The organism is Streptococcus sp. DAT741, assembly GCF_009866825.1.
In the GTDB taxonomy this organism is placed as follows: Bacteria; Bacillota; Bacilli; order Lactobacillales; family Streptococcaceae; genus Streptococcus; species Streptococcus ruminantium.
The window spans coordinates 1241802-1267339 of sequence record NZ_CP019557.1 but is presented as its reverse complement, the minus strand read 5'-3'; the positions used below and the strand labels follow the sequence as shown (position 1 = coordinate 1267339).

General features: G+C 39.4%; 20 protein-coding genes, 1 pseudogene and 1 other annotated feature. Of the genes and pseudogenes, 20 read left to right on the top strand and 1 reads right to left on the bottom strand.

The genetic code is table 11. From position 1 onward, the window contains the following. The 12 genes and pseudogenes from BZG42_RS06035 to BZG42_RS05980 all read left to right on the top strand — a co-directional run bounded on the left by BZG42_RS06035 (position 1) and on the right by BZG42_RS05980 (position 11808). The gene (locus BZG42_RS06035) at positions 1-807 is read left to right on the top strand and encodes an ABC transporter permease (RefSeq protein ID WP_155995420.1); all 807 of its coding nucleotides are present in this window, start codon (positions 1-3) and stop codon (positions 805-807) included. Then, positions 807-1545: pseudogene (locus BZG42_RS06030) on the top strand (ABC transporter ATP-binding protein); the annotation flags it as partial. The gene BZG42_RS06035 and the pseudogene BZG42_RS06030, both read left to right, overlap by 1 nt. 481 nt (positions 1546-2026) lie before the next feature. Next, positions 2027-3229 (top strand): polysaccharide pyruvyl transferase family protein, encoded by a 1203-nt coding sequence (locus BZG42_RS06025; RefSeq protein WP_155995422.1) that lies wholly within the window; start codon positions 2027-2029, stop codon positions 3227-3229. 22 nt (positions 3230-3251) lie between these two features. Then, a complete protein-coding gene (locus BZG42_RS06020; RefSeq protein WP_155995424.1) occupies positions 3252-4487 on the top strand; it encodes a rhamnosyltransferase WsaF family glycosyltransferase in 1236 nt (411 codons plus the stop codon). Beyond that, complete coding sequence (locus BZG42_RS06015; RefSeq protein ID WP_024531743.1) at positions 4480-5460, top strand: glycosyltransferase family A protein; 981 nt, start codon at positions 4480-4482, stop codon at positions 5458-5460. The genes BZG42_RS06020 and BZG42_RS06015 overlap by 8 nt, the downstream gene beginning before the upstream one ends. 4 nt (positions 5461-5464) lie before the next feature. Beyond that, positions 5465-6946, top strand: a complete 1482-nt coding sequence (locus BZG42_RS06010) for a DUF2142 domain-containing protein (protein ID WP_155962278.1) — start codon at positions 5465-5467, stop codon at positions 6944-6946. A gap of 21 nt (positions 6947-6967) precedes the next feature. Then, positions 6968-7933 carry a glycosyltransferase family 2 protein gene (locus BZG42_RS06005; protein WP_155995426.1) on the top strand — a complete coding sequence of 322 codons (966 nt, stop codon included), beginning with the start codon at positions 6968-6970 and terminating at the stop codon, positions 7931-7933. Then, entirely contained in the window at positions 7934-9196 is a 1263-nt protein-coding gene (locus BZG42_RS06000; protein WP_155995428.1) for a lipopolysaccharide biosynthesis protein, read from the top strand. Between the two features lie 68 nt (positions 9197-9264). Beyond that, entirely contained in the window at positions 9265-10044 is a 780-nt protein-coding gene (locus tag BZG42_RS05995) for a glycosyltransferase family A protein (RefSeq protein WP_155995430.1), read from the top strand. Between the two features lie 8 nt (positions 10045-10052). Beyond that, on the top strand, positions 10053-10751 hold the full coding sequence (locus tag BZG42_RS05990) for a glycosyltransferase family 2 protein (protein ID WP_155995432.1): 699 nt from the start codon (positions 10053-10055) through the stop codon (positions 10749-10751). Further along, complete coding sequence (locus tag BZG42_RS05985) at positions 10751-11077, top strand: DUF2304 domain-containing protein (RefSeq protein ID WP_029751293.1); 327 nt, start codon at positions 10751-10753, stop codon at positions 11075-11077. Before BZG42_RS05990 ends, BZG42_RS05985 begins: the two co-directional genes overlap by 1 nt. A 245-nt stretch (positions 11078-11322) precedes the next feature. Further along, positions 11323-11808: an EbsA family protein gene (locus tag BZG42_RS05980; RefSeq protein WP_024531749.1), complete on the top strand. Its 486-nt coding sequence runs from the start codon at positions 11323-11325 to the stop codon at positions 11806-11808. Here the strand turns inward: BZG42_RS05980 and BZG42_RS05975 are convergent. Continuing rightward, the gene (locus BZG42_RS05975) at positions 11800-11994 is read right to left on the bottom strand and encodes a ferredoxin (protein ID WP_024531750.1); all 195 of its coding nucleotides are present in this window, start codon (positions 11992-11994) and stop codon (positions 11800-11802) included. The genes BZG42_RS05980 and BZG42_RS05975 overlap by 9 nt on opposite strands. Before the next feature lie 51 nt (positions 11995-12045). Here BZG42_RS05975 and BZG42_RS05970 point away from each other — a divergent pair, with 51 nt between their 5' ends. The 8 genes from BZG42_RS05970 (at position 12046) to BZG42_RS05935 (ending at position 25533) form a co-directional block, all read left to right on the top strand. Continuing rightward, positions 12046-12528 carry an SAG1386/EF1546 family surface-associated protein gene (locus tag BZG42_RS05970; RefSeq protein WP_120171850.1) on the top strand — a complete coding sequence of 161 codons (483 nt, stop codon included), beginning with the start codon at positions 12046-12048 and terminating at the stop codon, positions 12526-12528. A gap of 7 nt (positions 12529-12535) precedes the next feature. Next, a complete protein-coding gene (gene cmk / locus BZG42_RS05965; protein WP_155970709.1) occupies positions 12536-13225 on the top strand; it encodes a (d)CMP kinase in 690 nt (229 codons plus the stop codon). A gap of 14 nt (positions 13226-13239) precedes the next feature. Continuing rightward, positions 13240-13368: a sequence feature (ribosomal protein L20 leader region), on the top strand. 40 nt (positions 13369-13408) lie between these two features. Further along, positions 13409-13915, top strand: a complete 507-nt coding sequence (gene infC / locus BZG42_RS05960; RefSeq protein ID WP_024531753.1) for a translation initiation factor IF-3 — start codon at positions 13409-13411, stop codon at positions 13913-13915. Positions 13916-13941: 26 nt separating this feature from the next. Beyond that, on the top strand, positions 13942-14142 hold the full coding sequence (rpmI, locus tag BZG42_RS05955) for a 50S ribosomal protein L35 (RefSeq protein ID WP_024531754.1): 201 nt from the start codon (positions 13942-13944) through the stop codon (positions 14140-14142). Between the two features lie 42 nt (positions 14143-14184). Continuing rightward, positions 14185-14544: a 50S ribosomal protein L20 gene (rplT, locus tag BZG42_RS05950; RefSeq protein ID WP_024531755.1), complete on the top strand. Its 360-nt coding sequence runs from the start codon at positions 14185-14187 to the stop codon at positions 14542-14544. Between the two features lie 325 nt (positions 14545-14869). Then, positions 14870-15553, top strand: a complete 684-nt coding sequence (locus tag BZG42_RS05945; RefSeq protein ID WP_155970789.1) for a class B sortase — start codon at positions 14870-14872, stop codon at positions 15551-15553. A gap of 1 nt (position 15554) precedes the next feature. Next, positions 15555-16154 carry a hypothetical protein gene (locus BZG42_RS05940; protein WP_155962294.1) on the top strand — a complete coding sequence of 200 codons (600 nt, stop codon included), beginning with the start codon at positions 15555-15557 and terminating at the stop codon, positions 16152-16154. Between the two features lie 13 nt (positions 16155-16167). Next, complete coding sequence (locus BZG42_RS05935) at positions 16168-25533, top strand: DNRLRE domain-containing protein (RefSeq protein ID WP_155995434.1); 9366 nt, start codon at positions 16168-16170, stop codon at positions 25531-25533. Positions 25534-25538: the final 5 nt, after the last annotated feature.

Genomic DNA, 25538 nt, shown 5'->3' with positions numbered 1-25538 from the left:
ATGAACTTATTAAATAAAGAAAACCAGATTCTCCTGAGAGAAATGGTAAAAACTGATTTTAAACTTCGCTACCAAGGCTCCTTAATCGGGCACCTCTGGTCCATTTTGAAGCCATTTATGATGTTCACCATTATGTATTTGGTTTTTGTGAGATTTTTAAAGTTTGACGACGGTACTCCACACTATGCGGTAAGTCTGCTTCTTGGTATGGTGACTTGGAACTTCTTTACAGAAGCCACCAATATGGGGATGCTCTCAATTGTTTCTCGAGGTGACTTGTTGCGCAAAATCAGCTTCCCTAAAGAACTTATTGTTATTTCTTCAATTGTGGGTGCTGCAATCAACTATGGCATTAACATTGCTGTAGTAATGCTTTTTGCGATCATCAATGGAGTACGACTTGATTTTGGTATATTGATGCTGATTCCCGCATTTTTGGAATTGATCGTGTTAGCGACAGGTGTTGCCCTTATCCTTTCTAGCTTATTTGTAAAATATCGTGATATGGGACCAATCTGGGAAGTTGTATTACAAGCCGGGATGTATTCAACACCGATTATTTATTCGATTACCTATATTATCCAACGCGGTCATACGGGAGTGGCGAAGGTGATGATGATGAATCCAATTGCTCAGATTGTACAAGATCTTCGTCATCATATTGTATATGATGGAGCAACTATTTCATGGGATATTTATGAAGCTAAATGGATGGTTGCCATTCCTTATGTATTATCAATTCTAATTTTTGTTGTTGGATATACCATCTTTAAAAAGAATTCTAAAAAATTTGCGGAGATTCTATAATGTCGAAAAAGGAAATTGCATTAAAGGTTGATTCTGTCAGCAAAAATTTTAAATTACCAACCGAATCAACCCATAGTTTAAGGACAACGCTGGTAAATTATTTTCGGGGGATAAAAGGTTATAAAGAGCAGCATGTCTTGAAAGATATATCTTTTGAAGTTGAAAAAGGTGACTTTTTTGGCATTGTTGGTCGGAATGGTTCTGGGAAGTCAACGCTTTTAAAAATCATTTCTCAAATATATGTTCCTGAAAAAGGAAAAGTGACAGTCAATGGCACCCTCATTCCCTTCATCGAGCTCGGAGTCGGTTTCAATCCAGAATTAACAGGTAGAGAAAATGTCTACTTGAATGGTGCACTCCTAGGGTTCACTAGGTCTGAAATTGATGATATGTACGGCGATATTGTTGAATTTGCTGAACTCGAAGAGTTTATGGATCAAAAATTGAAGAACTATTCAAGCGGTATGCAGGTTCGTCTGGCCTTTTCGATTGCAATTAAGGCAGAAGGTGATATTTTAGTACTGGATGAAGTACTGGCTGTCGGAGATGAGGCATTTCAGAGAAAATGTTTTGAGTACTTTGCGAATTTGAAAAAGCAAAAGAAAACTGTTATTTTAGTAACTCATGATATGGCTTCTGTACAACGATTTTGTACAAAGGCGATGATGATTGATGCAGGTGAAATATCCATTATCGGAGATCCCAATATGGTTGCTGGAAAATACACCTTGCGAAATGTCGAGCACCGAACAGAAATCAAAAAAACAGATGATAAAAGAGAGAGACGTAAAAATGACATAGAAATAGTGTCAATACGGACCAAAAATTCAAAAGAAGAAACCAATAATTTTTATTTAAAAGATGATATTTGGGTTGAGGTGAGTTACAAGGTAAATAAACCTGTAAAATTTACAATTGGAACCTCATTTCGCGATTACGGGGATAATTTGATTGCTGGTATCGGTAGCATAGCAGATATGGAACTTCTTGATAAAGAAAAAGGTGAATATGTAGCCGAATGTAAGATTCCTGCTTCACAATTTGTGAAGGGGGAATACTCGGTTAATGTTTCATTTTGGAGTGAGACACGTGAGCTCCTTGGCTATGAAGATATTACGATGGAAGGAAAACCACCCAAAATCAATATCCTTGAGTCAAACCCTGCCCGTAGCGGGCAGTTTAATGCACAGGGAGTATGGAGTGAAAAATAGGAGATTTTATGGAATATAAATTCGCACTGATGAAGTACTCAACTGAAAATATCGGTGATGAGGTTCAGAGTATTGCTGCCAGACGCTTTTTACCACATATTGATGAATATGTTGATCGTGACAAGCTGGCAGAATGGGAACCTAAAGAGCCTACAAAGATTATTATGAATGGCTGGTACAATCGAGAACCCAAGGGATGGCCTCCTCAGAATACCGAAAAGTTGAAACCACTTATCACTTCCGTACATGTAAGTACCAAAGATGATGAGGTGAGAAAGGCTTTTGAATCGGAGGAAAGTCTAAAGTTCCTTTTGAAGAATGGTCCAGTTGGTGCACGCGATAAGCAAACATTGGACTTTTTTGAACAAAATGGACTAGATGCCTACTTTTCAGGATGTCTCACATTGACATTGCAGCGTGATCCAGAAATTGAAAAAAAGGGCTTTATTTTAGCAGTGGATGTTCCGAAAAATGTTGTTGAAAAAATGCGTGAAACAACTAATCGTGAAATTATCGAATTGACTGTCTATCATTTCCCGTTTTTGGAAAATGAGGAACGATTTGCGGTCGCTGAATATATGCTTGCTTTGTACCAGTCAGCACACGCAGTTGTAACGACACGATTGCATTGTTTCTTGCCTTCATTGGCTTTTGAAACTCCTGTTCTTTTGATTAAGGATTCAGAAAAGTATGAACCTGCGCGATATGGTGGCTTGGATGTCTTACCACATAGCTTGACAGATGAGGAGTATATTGAAAACCCTGAGCGCTTTCCACTCGATGAGCCATTAAAAAATCCAGAAAGATATAAAGAAATTCGGGAATTGATGATAGAACGTGCCCGCAGTTTTACAGGGTATTCGAATGATAAAACTTTCCGAACGCTACCTCTAGAAAAACTTCCAATGGATATCTCAGCGATTCGTATTTTTGCCTATACCTGGTCATCTACCTTTAAGAAGGCTTTGCTTGAAGGAGATGTTGCCTGGGATGCAGAGCGGATAGCAGATTTTGAAAGAATTGTGGGAGAAAAGACGGATAGAATATCAACATTACTTTTTGAACAGGAGAGCTTACATGGTGATATTCAGCGTTTGAACGATGATATTGATCGTTTAAATGATGAAATTCAAAAAATACAAGCCTCGTTTTCATGGAAAATAACTGAGCCAATACGAAAATTATCAAGTCTATTGAAACGATTCAAATAAATAAGGTAAGAAGGAAATTATAATGTTAGATAAGATAATCAGAAGCTATAGACAAGAGGGATGGCGCGCTACAGCGAGGAAAGTGAAACAGAAATTAACTGGAGCCAGTCCTCTGGCGACACAAACGATTCCTGCCAAAATAGATATGAACAAGCTTCCGCAAATGCCCGGAATACGAGAGATTGCTGGTGCTGACTATATCAACAATCCTTACATTAAGCCTGCAAAGCTGGCAAAGGATAAACTGAATATTGCCTGGGTGTCACCTCCAGTTGGACCTGGCGGTGGAGGTCATACAACGATTTCGCGTTTTGTGAAATATTTGCAAAGTAAAGGACATCGTATTACATTCTATATCCACCATAATAATACTATTCCCCAATCTGCTAAAGAAGCACAGGAAATCTTTTCACGCTCATACGGTATAGAAGTAGATGTAGAAGAGCTACAAGATTTTAAAAATCAGGATGTAGTATTTGCAACTAGCTGGGAAACAGCATATGCTGTTTTTAATCTTAAAGGTGAACAGTTACATAAGTTTTATTTTGTTCAGGATTTTGAGCCAATTTTCTTCGGTGTTGGTTCTCGTTACATGTTAGCAGAAGCTACATATAAATTTGGTTTTTACGGTATTACTGCGGGAAAATGGCTTGTAGAAAAAGTTGGTCAGTATGGGATGCAGGCTGATTATTTTGACTTTGGTGCTGATATTGATATCTATAAACCTCAAAAAACTGTTGTCAAGAAAAAGAAAATTTGTTTCTATGCTCGCGCTCATACAGAACGTCGAGGTTTTGAAATTGGTGTCATGGCTTTGAACATTTTTAAAGAACGTCATCCTGAATATGAAATCGAGTTTTTCGGTCAAGATATGTCAAATTATGATATTCCTTTTGAATTTACAGATCGTGGCATTTTGAATAAAGAACAGTTGGCAGAGCTTTATCACGAAAGTGTGGCTTGCCTTGTACTTTCTCTGACGAACGTTTCATTATTACCTTTGGAACTCCTAGTTGCTGGTTGTGTACCAGTCATGAATGATGGAGATAATAATCGCATGGTACTTGGTGAAATTGAAGACATTCTCTATACAGAGGCGTATCCTGTTTCATTGGCAGATAAATTGTGTCAAGCTGTTGAACGTCAGGATATTACAGAGCATGCTCAGGCGATGAGTGAAAAATATACAGGACTTTCGTGGGAAGAAAGTTATAAAAAAGTGGAGACGATTATTTGTCGTGAGGTTTTGAATGACTAATCAAATAAAAGCTACGGTATTTATTCCCGTTTACAATGGGGAACATGACCACTTAGAAGAAACTTTGTCTGCTTTGTATCGACAAGTAACGGATTTCAGTTGGGATGTATTGATTACGGATTCGGGTTCCACTGATGATTCAGTCAATATTATCAATCGTTTTGCCCAAAAGCACAATAATTTGAAACTCCTCCATCTGAAAAAAGAAGAGTATTCTCATGGTGGAACTCGTCAAATGGCAGCAGAACTAAGTCAAGGCGAGATAATGGTTTACCTTAGTCAGGATGCTGTACCACATAATGAGCAGTGGTTGGTTGAAATGGTTCGGCCGTTTGCTATCCATCCAGATATTGTAGCTGTACTCGGAAATCAAAAGCCGCGTCACTATTGTTTTCCTGCAATGAAATACGATATTTTAGCAGTTTTCAATGAACAAGGAGTTGCGGATGCATTAACTTTCTGGCAGAGATTGGATACCAGTCAGAAGGGGCAATACACTAAAGAGTCTTTTTATAGCGATGTATGTTCTGCCGCCCCTCGTAAATTTCTCATCGAAAAAATAGGTTACCGCAATGTTGCTTACTCAGAGGATTATGAGTATGGTAAGGATATACTGGATGCGGGCTATATCAAGGTTTATAATTCAAAAGCAATTGTTGAACATTCAAATGATGTACGTCTTTCAGAGTACCGGCATCGTATCTTTGATGAGGCTTATAATGTCCGCTTGAATAGTGGTATAACCAATAAGGTATCGATTTTTTCGGTGGTGAAACAAGTACTAAGGTCAAGTTTTGAAGATAGTATGAAAATTATTTCAGATAATGATTATACTTGGAAACGAAAATTGTATTGGCTAGCGATTAACCCTCTTTTTCATATTGAAAAGTGGCGTGGTATCCGTCAGGCTAATCTTGTTGAACTCAATCAAGATATTTCACGCTATTCACTAGAAAAAAAGAAAGGTTCATGACAGTATGCTGACAAACAGTCTATGGATTACAAAGCTACGCAATATTCTTGTTGGTATTTTTTTGATTTTATTTGCTCAATTGACTCTACCGATTTTTTTTGAGTGGAAGTTCAATCAAAATTTTTGGTACATTGTGATTGCTGTTGTATTTTACTTTGTAATAGTTGATATGGAGGAACCTAGGAAATTAGCTAGGAACGCTTTTTTCCTTATTTTATCATTCGGTACTGTTATTGCTTTGATTAGACCTGTTCAATATGCTTTGGATGAAGAATCACACTTAGCAAATGCTATAGGAATTTCAGATAGTTTTTTATTTAAATACTCTGATGAACAGCTAAAAGATTACGATTCTGTCTTTTTACATGACAGTATTCGGAATCCCCAAAATTTTAAAGGTGATGATTATTGGTATAATGTAGAACATCAGAAAAGTAAAATTGCAGGGACACCAACATCTTTTGATAACCCTTCCTTTATACCAGGAGCAATAGGATGGAATATTGGTCGCTTAGTTTCGAATAAAGTCTATATTTCGTATTATATTGGTCGAATTTTTCATGTGCTAGCTTATGCTTTACTGGTGTTTTTGGCCATTAGAATAAGTCGAGTTTATCAAAATATGATTTATTTGATGGGGACTTTACCTTCTGCTTTATATGTTGTTTCAGGTTATCATTATGATTATTTATATTACGGTGCTAGTCTTCTTATGATTGCTATGCTGACGAATGTTTTGGCTGAAAAAGAAAAAATTACGCTAAAATATTCTTGTCTATTTCAAGGTCTGGCAATGTTGCTTGTATTTTCTAAGTTTCCATTTGTATTGATGGGAAGTTTGCTTGCAGTGTTACCTAATAAATACTTTGTATCAAAGAAAGTAAAGCTATTTGCAATTTTTTCTTTTATACCAGTCCTATTTTTAGGGTTAGTTTATACTGGAATTTTAAATATTTTTAATTTCTCCACTTCAGTAACTGGTAAAAGTCCGGGCTTGGCCTATTTCCTTCTACATCCGTTACCAATTATTCGGACGATGGTAAATGCACCGACTGCTATTTTGAATAATTTTGTCTCGCGTCCCCTACAATATGTTAGTCACGAACCAATGTTTCTGGCTGTGATTTCTATGCTTATTTTTATCTGTTTATATATATGGAATTCCATTGAGTTTCAGATACGGGTGCCTAAAAAACTCCGATTGTATTTAGTATTTCTTTTCATAGGTATATCATTTTTAATGGTTTATGCTATAACTGGAGATCCACGTGTTTACAAACCCGGTGATGTTTTAGTTGGCGGTATTCAAGGTCGATATTATTATCTGATGGTTTGTTTTTTACCTTTACTTTTACCTGTGATTTTGCCAAAAGGTGTTATCAATCGTGAACTTGTAGATACTGATAATTTTAGTAAAATACAACAACTATTGATATCATTTTTGACTATTTTGACAGTAAGTATTGGATTTTATATACAGATTTAACTAGGAGAAATATTATATTTTATGGAAAAACCTATGGTTTCGGTCGTTATCCCCGTATATAATGCAGAAAAAACGATTGAAAAATGTTTGAGTTCCCTCCTGGAACAAACAGTTAAAAACTTTGAAATTATTGCTATCAATGATGGGTCAAGTGACAATTCGTTGTCTATATTGAATAATTGGGCTAAAAAGTATTCAAATATACGGGTAGTTGATCAAGAAAATTGTGGCGTTGCTAAAACACGAAATTTAGGAATAACCCTTGCTGAGTCCGAATATGTCATGTTTGTAGATAATGATGATTACTTTAGAGAAGATTATATAGAGATTTTTTTTGAAGAGATAACAAGAAATAATCTGGACATTGTTATAGGAGGCTATCAAAGAGTCAATTCGAGTGGAAAAATTTTGCATACAGAAGTATTGAGCAATACGGAGTGGTCAAAATATATTATTGTAGCTCCATGGGCAAGAATCTACAGGAAAAGTTTTTTGTTAAGCAATGCCATTACATTTTTCAATTATGGTCTTGGAGAAGATGTTGTTTTTAGTATTGTGGCATACTCAAAAACAAATAAGATAAAGGTAATCCCATATGTTGGCTACTTCTGGTATTATAATGAGGCTAGTGTCTCTAATACTCATCAACGCGGGTTGTCTGAGGATTTGGATTTGAGAGTTGTCATGAGGGAAATTAAATCTAAAAGCGGAGACTTTGATAAGGGAAGGATAGAGTACTATCTTTATAGATACTTGGTATGGTACATGCTGTTTTCTGGAAGTAAGGCAAAACCTGAGGAATTTATGCGTCAGTTTAAAAATGGTAAGAACTATTTGGATAGTGAGATGGCGTATAAAAGCATGTTCTTTTCTAAAGTTATCCAAGGTGAGAGTTTTAAAAATAGATTTATTGTCTCTATGTTTTATTTACTAGACAAAATTAAACTTCTTCCTATCTTTTCAAAATTGTATTGTAAAGGTGAATAAATGATGCAAAGCAGAAATATTGGAAAAGTAGGGATAATTTGGAATACTATTGGAACAGTCTTTGCGACCTTGGTATCTGTTGTCTTGTTGATGGTTGCGAGTAGACTGACTTCTCCAGCTGTTGCTGATACTTTTAGTTTTTCTTTTACTGTGGCGCAACAATTGTATGTTGTAGGATTATTTGGTGTAAGGCAGTATCAATCAACGGATATACTTGAAAAGAATAATTTTTCAGAGTACTTTATTTCTAGATTACTTACTATCGTCTGCATGATGATATGTCTATGCTTTTACTTAAATTTTAATAAAGTTTCAAGTGATTATACTTTACCAATAGTTTTTTTAACATTTCATAGAAGTTTTGATGCGCTTTCGGATGTTTTTCAGGGATTTTTTCAACAACATAATCGATCAGATTTAGCAGGAAAAGTATTATTCGGTCATAGTTTAAGTACCATACTATTTTTTAGCATTTCTCTTGTGTTGTTCAAATCTCTAAATATTTCTGTTTCTGCAATGCTTCTGGTAAATTTTTTGTTATTTATCATTCAAGATATACACTATTTGAAGAAATATTTTTCAGAAGATACTCTTTTTACTTCAATACGGAATATTAAATCAGTAATGGACATATTGTTCAATTGTTTTCCAATTTTTATAAATGCGTTTTTAGTAAATTATATCTATTCTGAACCTAAATTTGTCATTTCTTCAGTTTTACAGAATAATGGCAATTTTGCAGGTTTGCAGAGGGACTTTAATATTATTTTTATGCCATCTTTTGTATTGAGTTTGTTGGTATATATTCTACGTCCTATGCTCACTGAACTATCTGTCTTTTGGCACAAGAGAGAAATAGTATCCTATCAAAAACAAGTCAAGAAATTGTTTTTATTGTTGACCCTATTTCATTTAGTGGTACTCTTGGGAGGCTACATTTTGGGCCTTCCTGTGTTAGGCATTGTATTTGGTGTTGAACTAGGACAGTATAAGTTGCCATTTATGATCTTGCTCATTGGAGGTGGCTTGAATGTATACTCAGTATTGGTAGATAATTTGCTGACGATTCATAGAAAACAGTCCTATTTACTAGTAGTGACAATTTTAACTTTTATTATTTCAAAAGTAATTACTACTCCCTTTATTGAGCATTACTCTATTCTAGGAGCTTCAATTAGTTTTGCTCTAGCTATGCTGGTATATTTTTTGCTAAGTATCGGCATTTATGTATTTATTAAGAAATCGCTAAAAAATGAATTGTAATATTATTTGATTGTTGATAAAATTAACATTTGAAGCACAAAAGAAGTATTCAAATCGGAGAAAAAATTATGAAAACCAATCACACTTTTGTGATTTGCGCATATGGAGATAGTCCATACCTGAAAGAATGTATTGTTTCCTTGAAAAATCAGACGGTAAGATCAGAAATCATCCTGTATACTTCCACACCAAGTAAACATATTGAGCAGCTATGCAAGCAATATGCTATTCCTTACCATACAAGTAGTGGTGGAGGGATTGGAGAAGATTGGAACTATGCATTATCGTTTGCCAGTAGTCGATATGTAACCATTGCACATCAGGATGACCTCTATAAAGAGAATTATGCTGAACAAGTCCTTGCAGAATTTTCTCGTCATTCCAATAATACAATAGTTTACTCAGACTATGCAGAATACCGTGATAATCAGGAAGTTCCAGCTAATACCAATTTGAAGATTAAAACGCTGATGTTGCAAGCGCTAGCTTTATTCCCAAATTGGAGATTTTGGAGAAATCGCATATTAGCTTTTGGAAATGCCATCTGCTGTCCTGCTGTAACCTATGATATGGAGAAATTATCTGGTTTTCAATTTGAAACACAGATGAGAACAAACTTAGATTGGTATGCTTGGTATGACATCAGTACGCATTACAAGGGAAGTTTTGGATATATTTCTGAAAAACTGATGTATCACCGTATTCATCAAGAATCAGAAACATCTAATACTATTCGTGATAATGTTCGGACAAAAGAAGATACGGAAATGTATCGTTTGTTTTGGCCAGAATTTATGGTAAGAATTCTTATTCACTTTTATGAAAAAAGTCAAGAATCAAATGGTTAGGGGAAGATATGTTTAAAAAGAAATCAGATACGTTGATTATTATTCCAGCTTATAATGAAGAAGGATCAATTGAGGCTGTTGTAAATAATCTGGAGAGCAATTTTCCTGAATTTGATTATGTAGTTATTAACGATGGTTCAAAAGATCGTACATCAGAAATTTGTCATGGGAATGGCTTCAATATCATTGATCTTCCTGTTAATCTTGGTTTGACAGGAGCTGTTCAGACTGGTTTTAAATACGCATATAAAATGAATTATAATCAGGCGATACAATTTGATGGAGATGGTCAGCATTTACCAGAGTATATTGGTGATTTGGTTACGGAAATCAAAAAAGGACATGACTGTGTCATCGGCTCACGTTTCGTATCTGCTCCTAAAAATTATTCTTTGAGAATGTTAGGTAATAGCTTAATTAGCTGGTCTATCAGGCTAACTACTGGTCAAAAAATTACGGATCCCACATCTGGTATGAGGATGTTTAACAAGGAACTTATCAGGGATTTTGCATTGAATGTCAATTATACACCCGAACCAGATACTATTTCTTTCTTGATTCGTCAAGGATATAAAATAAGAGAAGTGCAAGTTAAGATGCTGGAGAGACAGGCTGGACAATCTTACTTGACGTTATCCCGTTCTATAAAATATATGGTACATATGTTTACATCTATTTTATTGATTCAAAACTTTAGGAGGAAATAATGGCTATCCAATTTCAATTTTTACTTATTGTGACAGCTATGTCTACTTCAGCTTTTATTTTAATGAATATTCGCAAGTCAAGGATTCAAATAGAGGATAGTATTTTTTGGTTTTTTTTCTCAGGTGTTTTACTTGTCTTTGCGTTTTTGCCAAATGCAATTAGTCAATTATCAGATTGGATAGGTATTGAATCTCCTGCAAATTTTGTATTTCTAGCAATTATTTTCTTGTTGATTGTCAATCAGTATCGTATGACTTTAAAACAGGCTAAACTTGAAATTAAATTGAAGGAGCTTATTCAATTTATTGCTATTAACAAAAAGTAGAGGACTTATTATTGGTCTGTCTCGAAAATTAGTATAAAAATCTCAAGATATATATTATGGTTAAGACAGAACAGAATGGTAAATCGATTCTTTTTCCTTAATTTTTAGCGATTTGTAACGAGTATATTTAAATTATTCTATCATCATAATTGAACTGACATGTGAATGCAATAAACATTCAAAAGGGGGAGGTTTTCATAGGAAAATCTCTTTATTTATGCTAGAATAGTAGGTGGAGGTTGGACATGATTAAAATTTTCGGTAAAATCCGTTACCATTGGCAGCCGGAGTTATCTTGGGCTATTATTTACTGGTCACTCGCCTTCACCCCTCTTTTTGTTGGTATGATATTGTTACTGGAGCGATTAAGAATATCAAGACTATTTATTTTTTTGGTTGCCCTTTCCCTTATTTTGATCATACTGGGCTTACATCGTTACTTTGAGTTAAGAGAAGAGCATTTACGAATTGTTTCGGCTAATCCATTTTCTGTCCAGGAGATTGAAATTGCCAGCATAACTCGAGTAGAGGTCACTTATTTGGCGATTCGCATATTCTCTAAAGAAATACCAAACGGTCAGGTGTACTATATGCGCAAGTGGCCGAAAAAGTATTTTGTGAACCATTTGGTTGTTCATAGTCACTTCAAAGGTGAAATTGAATTGGTCGATCACCTGATAAAACTGGATTATTTTGAAGAATATTATACAAAAAAAGCCAAATCAATCTGATAAAATGGCTTTTGTAGGACATGATTTGATGGCAGCAAGAATCTCTGGAGTCGGTTCAACCATTTTTTCCAGATTTGTATCGTCTGAAAAGACAACAATGCCTTCATCATCGTAATCGAAAATAGATGAATAGGTTTGGCAAAGCCCGCAGGCAATGCAACGCTCAGGAATAAGTTTTATTTTCATACTTAGTATTGTAATCATATTTTAATAAAAATACAAGGAGTTTTCCCGATAATGTCACAAGAGCCATGGAATGAAGAAGTTTATCACACAGAATCTCTTAGTCGTAGAGAACGTTTGAGTAAGGGAATGGCAAGCACAAGTGTCTTTACAACCTTGGCAATCATTTTCTTTGTCATTGTGCTAATTATTGGTGTCACTGCGTTTTATCTATCTGTAGGTGGTAGTAGAACGGATTCTACAAAAGAATTTTATAATCCGAGTACCACTGCGGTCGTTTCAAATAGTTCATCAACTATTGCAGAGACGACAGAGTCTAGCTCTACGGAGGCATCAGGGGCAGAGACGACAGAATCAAGTTCTAAGGTTGCTGAGGCTGCTGATGGGTCTACTCTAACTGTTCAACCAGGAGAAGGGGTTGGGCAGATAGCGAGTCGTGGTGGCATTTCAATCGCCGAATTAGAACGACTGAATCCAGAAAAAATGACGACAGGTTCTTGGCTTGCCCATCCTGGTGATGTAGTTCGTATTAGATAGAGGAGTTATGAAATCAATTCAAATCGCAATTGACGGTCCGGCTTCAAGTGGTAAGTCAACCGTTGCTAAGATGATAGCCAAAGATTTTGGTTATACTTACTTAGATACAGGAGCCATGTATCGTTCGGCTACCTACCTTGCCTTGACGCATGGTATTGATGTCACAGATCAAGAGAGGATTGTTCAGCTACTTACCCAGTACCCCATTCGCTTCGGAAGAGATGAGAATGGTCAACAACTGGTCTTTGTTGGGGAGACGGATGTAACATTTCCTATTCGGGATAATCAGGTGAGCAATAATGTATCAGCAGTAGCAGCTCTACCTCTAGTGAGGGAGGAATTGGTGCGTTTGCAGCAGAAAATTGCTGAGGGTGGCGGTATTGTTATGGACGGTCGCGATATTGGTACTGTGGTATTACCTCAGGCAGAGCTGAAAATCTTTCTCATTGCTTCTGTAGAAGAACGCGCTCGCCGTCGCTTTAAGGAAAATATGGAGCGGGGGATTGAGACTGATTTGGCAATCTTGAAAGAAGAGATTGCGGCTCGTGATTTTAAGGATTCAAATCGAGCAGTTTCCCCCTTAAAAGCAGCAGATGACGCTATTACTTTTGACACCACAGGTGTATCAATTGAGGAAGTTGTTCAATTTATTACAGAAAAAGCGAAAGAAATTCTTGACAGGCAGTCGGATAAGTGATAAAATAGTCGTATTGAGAAAAGCAGAAGTGAGAGCTTCTCGCCTTGCGACTAACGTTGTCTGGCTCTACGGATTAAGATTTCTTCGGAAATAATAATGGTGTAGTGCGGACTTGTTTAGCAAGTCCGTTTCGTTTTTCTCGAAAAATATAAAATGAGGTGAAAAGCCATAGCAAAGCAAGATTTGTTCATCAATGATGAAATTCGAGTGCGTGAAGTTCGTCTTATCGGTCTTGAGGGTGAACAGTTGGGAATCAAACCACTCAATGAGGCTCAAGCCATTGCTGATAATGCAAACGTGGATTTAGTATTGATTCAACCACAAGCTAAACCGCCAGTTGCAAAAATTATGGACTACGGTAAGTTCAAGTTTGAATATCAGAAAAAACAGAAAGAACAACGCAAAAAACAAAGTGTTGTCACTGTAAAAGAAGTGCGTCTAAGTCCAACGATTGACAAAGGGGATTTTGATACGAAGCTTCGCAATGCCCGTAAGTTCCTAGAAAAAGGAAATAAAGTCAAGGTTTCGATCCGTTTTAAAGGTCGTATGATTACCCATAAAGAAGTTGGAGCGAAAGTATTAGCTGAGTTCGCCGAAGCAACCCAAGATATTGCTATTATTGAACAACGTGCTAAGATGGACGGACGTCAAATGTTTATGCAGTTGGCCCCAGCTTCAGATAAAAAATAAGCTTTTTAAGCAAAAGGAGAATTAACATGCCAAAACAAAAAACTCACCGCGCATCAGCTAAACGTTTCAAACGTACAGGTTCTGGTGGATTGAAACGCTTCCGCGCTTATACTTCACACCGTTTCCATGGTAAAACTAAGAAACAACGTCGTCACCTTCGTAAAGCAGGTATGGTACATGCAGGTGACTTTAAGCGTATCAAATCAATGCTTACAGGTTTGAGATAAGCTGACTACTAGAATTTAGATTATTATTTGGAGGAAAATTAAATGGCACGTGTTAAAGGTGGCGTTGTTTCTCGTAAACGCCGTAAACGTATTTTAAAATTAGCTAAAGGTTACTATGGAGCTAAACATCTCTTGTTCCGTACTGCGAAAGAACAAGTAATGAACTCTTATTACTATGCATACCGTGACCGTCGTCAGAAGAAACGTGATTTCCGTAAATTGTGGATTACTCGTATCAATGCGGCTGCTCGTATGAATGGCTTGTCATACTCACAATTGATGCATGGTTTGAAGTTGGCAGAAATTGAAGTAAACCGTAAAATGCTTGCTGACTTAGCAGTAAATGACGCAGCAGCGTTTACAGCTCTTGCTGATGCAGCAAAAGCAAAATTAGGTAAGTAAAAATTGAAGAGCCATGTCTAAAAGACAAGAAGGCATAGGTAGCAAAGGAACTGGTCATCGGTTCCTTTTTTTGTTTTATTAAAACAATAGAAAAATAGCTATTTCAGCCTATTGATAGAAAATTTTAAAAGTATCCAAAGAGTAGTTGAAAGTCAGAAGGGATAGTATCTAATGAGTAACCAATCTAGAACGTAGGGAATCTCCATTAAAGTTACTATCGTTTTTTCGTCCATTAACTGTTATAGGAAATTCCCAAATAAATTTTTGTAAAAAGCTATTATTCCTATTAAGATTATGGTAAAATATTAGAGAAAAGGAGACTGAATTGAAGAACTTTAGACAGCTACTGGGTGTAGCCTTAGTTGGTGGTATGATTTTCCTCTTGTCTCATGGAGTGCTACATTTGGAGAAGACAGAAGAGATACGAAGACAGATACAACAGATGAAACAAAGTTTTCATCAAAACTCGGATGTCTATGCTTGGATTAGAGTGGATGGTACGAAAATCAACTACCCTGTCCTGCAACACCCGACAGATGATCGGTATTATCTGACTCATGATGAAAAGGGCAACGAGACGAATTACGGTGCGATTTTCACTGAGAAGGTCAATAATAGGAGTTTTGATGATCCGGCAACTATTCTATATGGACACGCCATGAGGGATGATTCAATGTTTGGAAGCTTGGATTACTTTGCAGATATTTCTGTATTTGAAGAATTTCAAACAGTGACCATCATAACAAAAGATAAAACCTATTCTTACCAAATTATTGCGGCCTACTCTTTTACAGATGATCATTTATACCATACCTATGGACTGAGTGATTCAAGACAGGTTGCAACCTATGTTTCTCATTTAGAGACAAGATCAAGAGAATATGGTGGTTTTTATCGTTCGGTTCCTTTTGATGCTGCGGAGGATAGGCTATTGATTTTGTCTACTTGTGATGCAGCAAATGACGGTATGCGTTTTGTTGTCCATGCTATCAGAAAAGGAGAGAGTTGATATGGAGATTTTTAGAAAACGTAGGCGATTTTCTGAGTTTGTGTTTGGCTTTATCAGTTTGGGGATAGGTCAAGAGCTGATGAGAATCGGTCTATTGAAACCTTGGTCTGAGAATATTCCCTTTCTTTTAGGAATCGGAATTGTGGGTCTTTTTTTATCAGGGGTGGCTTTGTTTATTATAGGTAGATTAGCTCTTTGGTTCATAAAGCAGTATAATCAAGACAATCGTGTTGTTAAGACCTTGATTTTGATATTCGCTGTAGCCATTCTGGGAGGATTACTGATTGGTGGATTGGGGCAGTTCATATATGATCACAGTTCCTTTAGCTACCGAGATGTAAAAAATGGTGTTTGGCTAGTGACTAGTGTGTTTCAGTCGCTGGTGAAAGTAACTGTGTTGTTTATTTTGTATCGCTTCTATCAAGGAACCAGCTTGTCTTGGAAGGAGGAGAACTTTCAGAGAATTCTGGTTATTGTATCAATAGTACTTATCTTCACAACTAGTATAGGTTTGATTTTACCAAGCATTTCGGGCTTGCTGTTGCGTGCTGTTGATACTGTAATTGTCTTGGGAACGGCATATCGTTTAATTGGAAAATAATAGGATGATGAATATGAAAAAGATAAGAAAACTAGTTAGTTGGCTGATGCTATCAACCCTCCTGCTGACTAACAGCCCGCTAATCTATGCGAGGGAAATTCAGGAAATTGTTGAAACTTCGCAACGCCAGGCTTATTACAATGAGTCGGTGGAAGAAGCACGTAAGACGACAGTTGGTAATGAAAATACGATAACTCCTTCATCTACGACTCAAGAACAGGAAGAAACAGCGGACGATGCAGGGGATGCCATCCAACAGCCTAAAGTTAGTGAGGATAGTCAGAGTGCAGAAGAAGCGGCTCTGCGTGAGCGGTATGGTGCTCCAATCCTCGAAAATGGGAGAGAACAGCTCTACAAGGTGGATGAAACTCGCTTTGTGACCCATATCGGTAGTCAGGCTAAGACCTACTTGGATCACGAAGGGAAAGAGGTTCCGATTGATTTGAGTCTTTACTCTTATCATGCAGACGGGAAGCACTACTACCTACCAAAAGAATCCCCAGTCAATGTGGTCTTACCTTCTCAAGTGAATAATGAAACACCGATTGATGTGGTCAGTCAGGAGAAAAAGATTTCTATTTACCCTTTGGATAAAACTTACGGACATGCAACTGTGCAGGATAATGCTATCCTTTACAATAATGTTGATGGGACAACAGATGTTCAGTATACTGTCCAATCAAATGGGGTCAAGGAAGAAATTGTTCTCGCCAAATGGGAAGAAAAGAACCGATTCACCTATATTTTAGATGCGGGAGACTATGATGTGTCTCTGGAAGTCAATCAAGTCTTGGTTCGTCAAAGGGGGAAAAAAGATATCCTTTTTGTTCTGACTGCACCTATGATGGTAGATGCGGCTGGTGAGACTAGTCAAGATTTGAAACTGGAATTAGTAAAAAAAGAGGGACGCTATCAGATTACTGTCGTTGCTGGAAAAGAGTGGTTGGCAGACAGTGCTCGTCAATACCCTGTACGAATTGATCCGACTATCACAGTTCCTCGTGAAAACATTCTTGACTCTGTTACTAGTACTGTTCATGGTCAATACCAAGGTCTGGCCTATGGGTATGTAGGATATATGACGGTCGACTTGATGGGGATGACAGGTGTACCTTATGTCAAAGATATCGGCCGTAGTCGGATGTATTTTAAAGTAAACTATGACTTTAAACAACATATTCCATCAGAAGCTAAGATTGATAGTGCTACACTAAATCTCTATGAGTACACGGCTCCAGGAAATCAAGGAACGCAATTTGGTGCCTATCGTATGACAGAAGACTTCGATATCAATACAGTGACATGGAATTCTTCTGTTAATCTAGGTCGAGAAATTGCGGGCGAGAATGCTATTTCAACTAAAAAAGTGGGGATGCACAACTTTGATATTCGCGATGCGGTTAACGGATGGGTACAGGGACTCTATCCTAACTATGGTTTGGTCGTTGCAGCTACAGATGAAGATGCAGATGGTGGTGCTTTTTATACGACAGAAGCAACTGCCTCCAATGCGGGACAGATTGGTTTTACCTCTGACAAGGCTCCAAGTTTGACGATTCATTGGTCAGTACCCGATCCAGCAGATGTTCATTATGCTATCGGTGATACGACAATTAACCTGCGAACGATGGTCAAAACAGATAGGTCTGGGAAGCTCCAGTTTCAAGGAGTCCTTGCGGATGGTCTGACTAGTCCTGCAGCACAAGTTAGTTACCAATTGAGCGATCCTGCTAAGAATTATAGTGGCCAGAGTACAGCTAGTTTCTCGTATAAGTATCCTGATACCAGCTCTTTTATCTCCGCTTTTGAAAAAGGAACCACTCAGTACAAAGATAAGTTATCAAACTGGCAGACCTTGGTACCTTTTACAGAGCCAGATCTCAATACTTTGTATACTATTGATGCAGAAAGTCAGAAGGAGGGACAAACTAGCGGGAAAAAAACTAGTGATTCTTTCATTATTTACAAGGTCACTCAATATGATACCTTGCCCAAGATAGCGAGCTACTACGGAGTTTCTCTCAATCAGATTGCCTTTGACAATCGGATTCAAGATATGTTGCTGGTTAAAAATAATACCCTCTTTATCCGTAATCCTAAGCAAAATGCTAAGACTCCCTACAACCCGCCTGCCCTAAATGATAAGACAAAGGCTGATGTAGATATGCTTTTGATGGGACGGGGACTGCACTGTGAGTTTGGTTTTGAACCGATTAACCTCAATACGGGGAACTTTTTCCTAGAGCGGACAGATGTAGCTATTTCTGACCTAGGTGGAGATTTTGCCATTATTCGTCATTATAACTCCAAAGCCGCAGGAATGAATACCCTCTTTGGTCGTGGCTGGTCTTTTGCCTTCAACGAACAGCTATCCCTTGATGAGGAAGGTAATCTTTACTATACACGCATGGATGGTTCAATCCTGATATTCACTAAAGAAGGTGATACATACAAGGCTCCAGAAGGATATGATTTGACCCTGACTGTCAAAGAGTTAGAAACTAAAAAAGCTGATTTTGGCAATGGCGAGGAAGAATATGCAGTCAAGGAATACCATATCAAAGATAGCAACCAGAAAGAAAAAATCTTTAATTTCCATGGTCAACTGATTCGTCAGATTGATGAAAAAGGAAATAAAACCGATCTAGAATACAATGAACAGGCACAGCTAAGAAAGATTGTATCTCCAACAGGCATCACATATGGTATCATCCTGAATGAATCTGGTTATATCGGAGCTATCCAGTTACCCAATGGTGCAACGTTAGCCTATGAATATGATGAGGCCGGTAATCTGATTGCCTACACAGATGCAGCAGGAGCTAAGACTCGCTACGATTATGATGACAAGGGACGCATGACAGCCTGGTATGATGCAAATGGTACCAAAATCGTCGAGAATGTCTATGATGATCAAAACCGTGTAATCCAACAAACAGATGGCACAGGTGCAGTTTCTACCCTTTCTTACAGTGATGGACAGACAGTGACGACTGATGCCAATGGGCAACAGACGACTTATACTTATGATACATTTTATCGGACAAAAGGGATTTCCTATCCGGATGGAAGTAGTGTAAGAAAAACTTATGATAGCAATAATCGTTTGGCAAGTAAAACCAATGAGTTGGGACAAACCACTAGCTACACCTATGATAGTCAAGGAAATATTCTCACAGAGACCCGTTTTGATGGTGCCGTTAAGACCTCTACATATGATCGAAACAACCATCTCCTTTCTGTCACAGATTTTGCAGGGCATACGACTAGTCATACCTACGATAATAAGGGCAACCTTCTTTCTACGACTTTAGCAGATGGCTCAACCATCGCCTATACCGTTGATGAGCAGGGACGAATTCTTTCTACAAAAGATGCTCGTGGCAATACGGTTCAACTAGCTTATGATGGTGCTAAATTAGTCAAAGTGACCAATTCAGCTGGTGGTGTCACCACACTTGCTTATAATGCTCACAATCAAGTCACCACCATTACCAATCCACGTGGTGGAGTGACTACTTTTACCTACGATGCCGAAGGGCGTAAACTGAGTGAAAAAGATGCGGATGGTGTTGGTACTAGTCAGACTTTTGACCCAGCAGGGCAGGTCATTACTGTGACGGAAGGTAATGGGAATACCAGTACCTTTAGCTATGATGCGCTTGGTCGTAAGATTGCGGCCAATAATGGTGAAGGAGGTAATTATAGTTACAGCTACGATGGGGTGGGCAATCTCCTTAGCCAGACGGATGCGGAAGGGCATACGACTACCTATAGCTATGACAGTAGAGGACGGTTATTAACAGAGACGAATGCTGGTGGACAGACCGTGACCTACAGTCGAGATGCGCTGGGGCGAGTCTTGACACGAACCAATGAAGCGGGTCAGACAAGAACCTACACCTATGATGAAGCTGTTAACCAAATTGCGACTGTTACAGATGCCCTTGGTCAAGTGACCACCTATAGCTATGATAAGGCGGGCAATCAGGTTCGTACCAAGTACCCTATCGGCACTAGCACCTCTAGCAGCTATGACTCACTTGGACGCCTCCTCAACCATACGGACCAAGCCGGTCAAACAGTAACCTATACCTATGATGCAGTGGGCAATAAACTCACAGAAAGTCTGGGAGAGCGTACGACCAGCTATGTTTATGATGCGCTTGGCAATGTGACGACCATCCACTATCCAGATCAAACGAGTATTTCTTACAGCTACGATGCCATGGGTAATGTTCTGGAACGAGTGGATGCCAAAGGTCTTAAAACCAGCTATGCCTATACTGCCGCAGGCCGTTTGACCAGTACGACAAATGCACTCGGGCAAACAACAAACATGACCTACGATGCCAATGGAAATCAGAATAGCTTGACCGATGCTGCAGGTTATACCGCTAGTTCCCGTTATACTGGTCAGAATAAAGTGGCACAGGTTGTAGATGCCCTTGGTCACACAACCAACTTTGCCTACGATCAGATGGAGCGCTTGATAGAGAAAACAGATGCTCTAGGAGGAAAGACTGTCTATCGGTACAATGAATTAGGCTACGTAACGCAAGTTATTAATCCAAATGGACATGCGACTCAGCTAACCTATACACCGACTGCTCAAGTTAAAGAGATTATTCGAGCGGATGGTACAAGCACCCTCAATGAATATGATGCCCTAGACCGCTTGGTGAAGCAAAGTCAATCTAGTGGACTCATCACCGAGTATAGTTACGATGCTGCCAACCGTGTTATTACAGCTAAGGATAACCAGTCCTTAAATGAAACCTACACTTATGATGCTGCAGGTAACCGTCTCACAACGACCAATAGTCTCGGTCAGACGACAAGTAGAACCTATGATGCTTATAATCAGTTGACTACAGTCACCTATGCAGATGGTCGTAGCGAAAGCTATACCTATGATGAGGTCGGTCATCTGGTGACAAAGACAGATGTAGAAGGTCATAAGACCAGCTATCATTATGATGAAAACGGTAATCTAAATAAGACAGTGGACCATCTCGGTCGGGCAACCAGCTACGCCTATGATCCGCTCAACCGTGTTGTCACCAAGGTAGATCCTGAAGGACACAAAACTCGTTACGAATACGATGTGTTGGGACATGTCGCAAGTGTAACGGATGCCAACGGGCATCAAACTACCTACGGTTATGATGCCAATGAAAATCTGATTCTTTACAAGGATCCAAATGGTCAAGAGACGGTATTGAAATACGATCCACTCGGTCGCTTGACAGAAACAATTGCACCAACAGGTGCCAGCCAAACCCATACTTACGATGCAGTGGGTAATCGTCTATCTGAAACAACAGGCGAGGGTAACACCACCATCTATAGTTACGATGCACTCAATCGTCTGGCTAGTATGACCAAGCCAACAGGTGGAAAAACCAGTTATACCTATGATAAAACAGGAAGTATTGCCACAGAGACCGATCCAAACGGTGGAGTGACAACCTATGTCAATGACCTCTATGGCCGTGCGACTCGTCGTACTCTATCCAATCAAGCCACATTTAGCTATGCCTATGATGCTCTTGGTCGTTTGGAGAAGCAGACCGCTCCACAAGGACTTTCTAGGTCTTATACTTATGATGTTTCAGGTAACCTCATCACAGAGGCTGACCAGTCAAACAGAACGACTAAATACACCTATGATATAGCTGGTCGTCTGCTATCTGAAAAGAATACACTGGACCTTGAAACGAAGTATAGCTATGATGCTTCTGGGAATCTAGCAAGCATTACTGCACCAAGTGGTGCTAAGACTAGCCTATCCTATACTAAGTTGGACCAACTCAAGACCATCACAACACCGACAGGTCGTGAGACGGAACAAAGCTATGACCCTGTAGGTCAAGTGACCAAACGTACTATCAATGGCAAACAGAAGGAAACCTATACCTACGATCCAAACGGTAACTTGCAGGAAGTCGTCAATGCTTTGGGACAAGTGAGTAAGCGTAGCTATGATGTAGGCAATCGCTTGATAGCTGAAACTGATACGGGAGGGAAAACCACTCTCTACAGCTATGATAAGGATAATCGTCTGACTAAGGTCACAAGCCCGACAGGAGCAAGCAGCAGCCTGTCTTACGATGGCAATGGCAACTTGACCAGTGTTCTATCCGGAAGCAAACGCATCTCTAGCTATACCTATGACCTGAAAGACCAGCTCTTGACAGCGACCAAGGGAAGTGGAGATAAGGCCTCAACGAGTAGCTATACCTACGACAGTGTGGGCAACCTTACCTCTGTTACCAATGGCAATGGTCAAGTGACCAAATACAGCTACGACCAATTAGGCAATGTTATCAAGAAGATGACAGCGTTGGGAGATGTTGAAAGCTACACCTATGACCTCAATAATCAACTCTCTCAAGTCAAGAAAGCGGATGGACAGACTATCCGTTATGATTATAATAAGCTAGACCAACTCCTAACCAAAAAGACATCTGTCAAGTCGGAAGGTCAGGTTCTCTATGCCTATGATGCGGATGGTCGCAGAGTAGCTATGAGCGACTTGACGGGTCAGACTAGATACGCTTATAATGAAGAGGGCGAGTTGATAGGAGTTCGTCAGGGAGATGGCAGCCTCATTGCCTACACCTACGACGACTATGGTAATGTTACTAAACTAACCTATCCAGATGGTAGTGAGGTAACTTACAGTTATGATGCTCTTGATCGTTTGACTAAGGTTACCAATCGTGATGGCAACGTCACCACCTACACCTATGATAAGTCTGGGGACATGGTCAAGATAGAGCGTGGAGATGGGACGACTAGCAAGTTGACCTACGATGCGGCACATCGGGTGAAGGAAATGATCCATCGGGATAAGAAGCATAAGGTCATCTCCAGCTATGCTTACGAGTATGATGATGGTAATTATATCGCCAAGGAGACCATCACACAGGATGGGGAAACACTCATTCAAGCCTATAGCTACGACAGTTTGGGGCAAATCTCCACCATGATGATTTCAAACAAGGCTGGTAAGGAGTTAAGTAAGTTCAGCTACACCTACGACCAAGCAGGAAACAAGCTGACGAGCACAGAGGAAGTAGAGGGCAAGTCAACTAGGACGAGCTATACTTATGATGCCAATAATCGTCTGCTTGAAATGAAGACGGGAGATAAGACCACTACCTATCAGTATGATAAAAATGGCAACCGCACAGCTTCTGGCGAAGGGGATGCCAAGCTGAACTACATCTACGATACGGAGAATCGTCTCCTTGCGGTCAAGGATAAGGAAGGTCTCCTCTTTGCGGCTCTCTATGATGGAGATCATAATCGTGTCTTCACTGCTAGTCGAACACAGGCGACCCATCACTACCAACTTTTCAAGCGTAAGCCTGCGGATAAGAAGCGTAAGTCTCCATATACCACATCAAGCGGGAAAGAGCACAGTCTCTTCTGGTATGGTTTCACACAAAATGTCATCCAGTTCTTCTCTAGCTTTGCGACTAGCGAGGGCTATGACTGGATTGCGACTTTCGATACGGTATCGAACGCCTATCATCAGAAGGTGGCAAAGGATCGGGCAAGCAAGGAAGGTTTAGTAGTTCATCCACCGAGTGCAGACCATCTGCCGGGAGAGTCTCCAGTGGTCTACTCAAGCGAGGTCCAAGAGGTTCTGATTCCTTACACGACCAAGAAAGACACTTATCACTACTACGAGACTCGAAACTATGTCAATGATGTCAACCGCCAGCACACACAGGTCCTCCAGACCTATGATGCACAACTCAAGAAGCGGGAGACCTATACCTATGGTAGGGAAAGAAGCAACTATAGGAATGAAAGTACAGGCAAGAGCTATTTCTACCTAACCAATCAATCTGGCTCTGTGACTGGTCTGACTGAGCACGGGGAGGCAGTCGCTTCCAGCAGCTATGGTCTCTATGGTGCCACCAAGCAGACCACCGATCAGACTGGGCAACCGTTCGCCTACAATGGTGAGGCTAGGGATGTCACGGGCTTGGATTACCTAAGGGCCAGATACTACGATAGTCAGACGGGGACTTTCCTGACAGCGGACAGTTATCAGGGCAGTCGGACAGACCCACTCAGTCACAACCTCTACACCTATGTGCAGAATAACCCAGCAAACTATACCGACCCGAGTGGGCATTATGGTTCACCGTTTGCCATGATGGAAGGCGGTAGGGGTCGCCCTGTCAGGGGGTACAGCCAACCGAAACCTCTGATGAACCCAACAGATGGCACCTTGTACGCTCCATCCACACCGGAGCATAGGGCTCATCAGGTTCGCCAACAACAGACCCAGATTTATTCCTACAACTACACGCCATCTCATAACGCTCCTAGAACCAGCTACCAGCAGACCTTATGGCAACAGGCTCAAGCCCAAAGAAGTGTTTCCAATGCTTGGGAACAAGCCAAGGCCATAGGACAATCGGTCTATGACTGGGGTGCCTCAAGGACAAGAGAGGCCACCAATATTGCGCGCAACTGGACCAAATCCCTAGAGGAAACCATAACGCATGTCTGTACAACAGCCGAGCGCTGGGTGCAGAGCGTTACCACTAATAAAACCAACATCAGGGTTGCGGATTTCCACAAAATTGAGGAAGCCAACAAATATGGCTTAACGGTAGCGGAAAAGACTAAGATAGATACAATGTCTATGGCTGACTTGAAAGCTAAGTACAGCAGTGTGATTGGAAACTACAGTACCTATATAGGTACAGGTTATTTCAATCCACTAGCTAATGGTGAAAATAGAGCAGTTATTGAAAGATACAAGATTCTCAAAGCTGAGGAAGAAGCCAAGATAGCCGCTAAAGCTGCGGAGATGAATAAATACCACTATCTAAATCTCTATAAAACCATTGCGGAAACTGGTCTACGACCTGATGGTACTCCAGCTACTGACTTAGAGAAGAAAATAGCGCCATTTGTCCCACTGATTCCAATCGTGCAGGCTGGTGCAGCAGCTTTTGCGGGTTACCAATATTCTAAGTATAGTTCAAGTGTACCGACAGGTAATGGAGCGAAGTGGGGAAGTAGTAGTCAGAAGACGTTTAAACCTGGCGAGTTAGAGAATCATTATAATAAACACGGACAGCAAGTTGCGAATGCACTGAATAAGTCTACTTATACCATTGAGCAGTATTTGGATGATGCAAATTACGTTATACAAACTGGTGAGTACTCTTCTAAAAATAATGCTTATTATAAGTACATCGGTTTCAGTAAGGATGGGAATGGACAAGGCAGTACAAAGTATGCAGTTGTTGGTCTTGATAGGGTTACTGGGGAAATAACAACCTATCATATAAAAAACGTTAAGAAAATGTATGAATGGGATTCTAGTTTAGGAATTAAACCTTAGAGTAG

What these genes read in the sequence shown, in the direction of transcription:
- BZG42_RS06035 (WP_155995420.1), top strand. Translation starts at nt 1, where the DNA reads ATGAACTTATTAAATAAAGAAAACCAGATTCTCCTGAGAGAAATGGTA.
- BZG42_RS06025 (WP_155995422.1), top strand. Translation starts at nt 2,027, where the DNA reads ATGGAATATAAATTCGCACTGATGAAGTACTCAACTGAAAATATCGGT.
- BZG42_RS06020 (WP_155995424.1), top strand. Translation starts at nt 3,252, where the DNA reads ATGTTAGATAAGATAATCAGAAGCTATAGACAAGAGGGATGGCGCGCT.
- BZG42_RS06015 (WP_024531743.1), top strand. Translation starts at nt 4,480, where the DNA reads ATGACTAATCAAATAAAAGCTACGGTATTTATTCCCGTTTACAATGGG.
- BZG42_RS06010 (WP_155962278.1), top strand. Translation starts at nt 5,465, where the DNA reads ATGCTGACAAACAGTCTATGGATTACAAAGCTACGCAATATTCTTGTT.
- BZG42_RS06005 (WP_155995426.1), top strand. Translation starts at nt 6,968, where the DNA reads ATGGAAAAACCTATGGTTTCGGTCGTTATCCCCGTATATAATGCAGAA.
- BZG42_RS06000 (WP_155995428.1), top strand. Translation starts at nt 7,934, where the DNA reads ATGATGCAAAGCAGAAATATTGGAAAAGTAGGGATAATTTGGAATACT.
- BZG42_RS05995 (WP_155995430.1), top strand. Translation starts at nt 9,265, where the DNA reads ATGAAAACCAATCACACTTTTGTGATTTGCGCATATGGAGATAGTCCA.
- BZG42_RS05990 (WP_155995432.1), top strand. Translation starts at nt 10,053, where the DNA reads ATGTTTAAAAAGAAATCAGATACGTTGATTATTATTCCAGCTTATAAT.
- BZG42_RS05985 (WP_029751293.1), top strand. Translation starts at nt 10,751, where the DNA reads ATGGCTATCCAATTTCAATTTTTACTTATTGTGACAGCTATGTCTACT.
- BZG42_RS05980 (WP_024531749.1), top strand. Translation starts at nt 11,323, where the DNA reads ATGATTAAAATTTTCGGTAAAATCCGTTACCATTGGCAGCCGGAGTTA.
- BZG42_RS05975 (WP_024531750.1), bottom strand. Translation starts at nt 11,994, where the DNA reads ATGAAAATAAAACTTATTCCTGAGCGTTGCATTGCCTGCGGGCTTTGC.
- BZG42_RS05970 (WP_120171850.1), top strand. Translation starts at nt 12,046, where the DNA reads ATGTCACAAGAGCCATGGAATGAAGAAGTTTATCACACAGAATCTCTT.
- cmk (WP_155970709.1), top strand. Translation starts at nt 12,536, where the DNA reads ATGAAATCAATTCAAATCGCAATTGACGGTCCGGCTTCAAGTGGTAAG.
- rpmI (WP_024531754.1), top strand. Translation starts at nt 13,942, where the DNA reads ATGCCAAAACAAAAAACTCACCGCGCATCAGCTAAACGTTTCAAACGT.
- rplT (WP_024531755.1), top strand. Translation starts at nt 14,185, where the DNA reads ATGGCACGTGTTAAAGGTGGCGTTGTTTCTCGTAAACGCCGTAAACGT.
- BZG42_RS05940 (WP_155962294.1), top strand. Translation starts at nt 15,555, where the DNA reads ATGGAGATTTTTAGAAAACGTAGGCGATTTTCTGAGTTTGTGTTTGGC.
- BZG42_RS05935 (WP_155995434.1), top strand. Translation starts at nt 16,168, where the DNA reads ATGAAAAAGATAAGAAAACTAGTTAGTTGGCTGATGCTATCAACCCTC.